This is a genomic window from Acinetobacter sp. YH12063 (assembly GCF_013419715.1).
Taxonomy (GTDB): domain Bacteria; phylum Pseudomonadota; class Gammaproteobacteria; order Pseudomonadales; family Moraxellaceae; genus Acinetobacter; species Acinetobacter amyesii.
Genome location: NZ_VOZO01000046.1, coordinates 1 through 1282, shown reverse-complemented (window position 1 = coordinate 1282; position 1282 = coordinate 1). Strand labels below are relative to the sequence as shown.

The window sequence follows — 1282 nt, the reverse complement described above, 5'->3', positions numbered from 1 at the left end:
AGAGATGGATCCGGAAATTTGAACAACTCCTATAAGTGATACTCTGCTCCTCAAATGATGTTATAAACATCAATATATGGAGTATTTTATGGCACGTAGACCAAGAAGAAATCATTCAAACGACTTTAAGGCTAAGGTAGCACTTGCTGCGATCAAAGCAGAAAAAACACTTGCTGAATTGAGTTCTGAGTTTGATGTTCATCAAAACCAAATTATTGACTGGAAAAATCAATTGATCTCAGCTTCCTCACAAGCTTTCGATCAATCAAAAGCTCCATCAGAACCTCCCATTGATCTTAAAAAGTTACATGCAAAAATCGGTGAGCAGGCATTAGAAATTGATTTTTTAGAAGGTGTGTTGAAGAAACTGGGCCGCTTCAACCACAAAAGTTAATCGATCACTCACTTCAGATTTCAGTATCTAAACAAGCTAAGTTACTGAAAGTCTCTCGTGGTTGTTATTATTATCGCCCAAAACCTGTTAGCTCATCAGATCTGAAGCTGATGCGATGTATTGATGAATTACATATGCAATATCCTTTTGCAGGCAGTCGTATGATGCGTGATTTGTTGAATCGTCAAGGGCATCATATAGGACGACGTCATACACGTACTTTAATGAAGAAAATGGGTATTCAGGCGTTATATTGCAAACCAAATTTAAGCCAGGCTAATCAAGCTCACCGTAAATATCCATATCTGCTCAAAGGATTGGCTATTCAGCGCAGTAATCAAGTGTGGTCTACTGATATAACGTATATCCCTATGGCAAAAGGCTTTGTTTATTTATGTGCTGTGATTGATTGGCATAGCCGCAAGGTACTTGCGCATAGGGTATCGATTAGTATGGAGGTGGATTTTTGTATTTCGGCTTTAAATGAAGCGATTGAAAAATATGGATCACCTGAAATATTGAATACAGACCAAGGCAGTCAGTTCACCAGTGATGCATTTATTGATGTATTGAAATCAAATGGCATTCAAATCAGTATGGATGGTAAAGGTCGATGGGTAGATAATGTGATGGTTGAACGATTATGGCGGAGCGTTAAATATGAAGAGGTGTATCTCAAAGCTTATAGCAGTGTCACAGATGCGAAAAAGCAATTGAGTGCATATTTTGAGTTTTATAATCTGAAACGACCTCATTCGAGTCTAGACAAAATGACACCAAATGAGTTTTACTATGATCAGCTACCCCAACAAAACAAGGTGGCTTAACTAGAGCGGAATATCACTTATAAATACGCTTTTAGTTGTTCAAACAAGTGGAACCACCTCT

Annotated in this window: 1 protein-coding gene; it reads left to right on the top strand. The window is 37.9% G+C overall.

What is annotated here, in order from left to right; genetic code table 11:
* Nucleotides 1–76 precede the first annotated feature (76 nt).
* Nucleotides 77–1221 (top strand): IS3-like element ISAba14 family transposase gene (locus tag FTU12_RS16290; RefSeq protein WP_099046175.1). Its coding sequence is split into 2 segments (ribosomal slippage): nt 77–341 and nt 341–1221, totalling 1146 coding nucleotides; the frame shifts between segments, so codons are not numbered across the junction.
* Nucleotides 1222–1282: the final 61 nt, after the last annotated feature.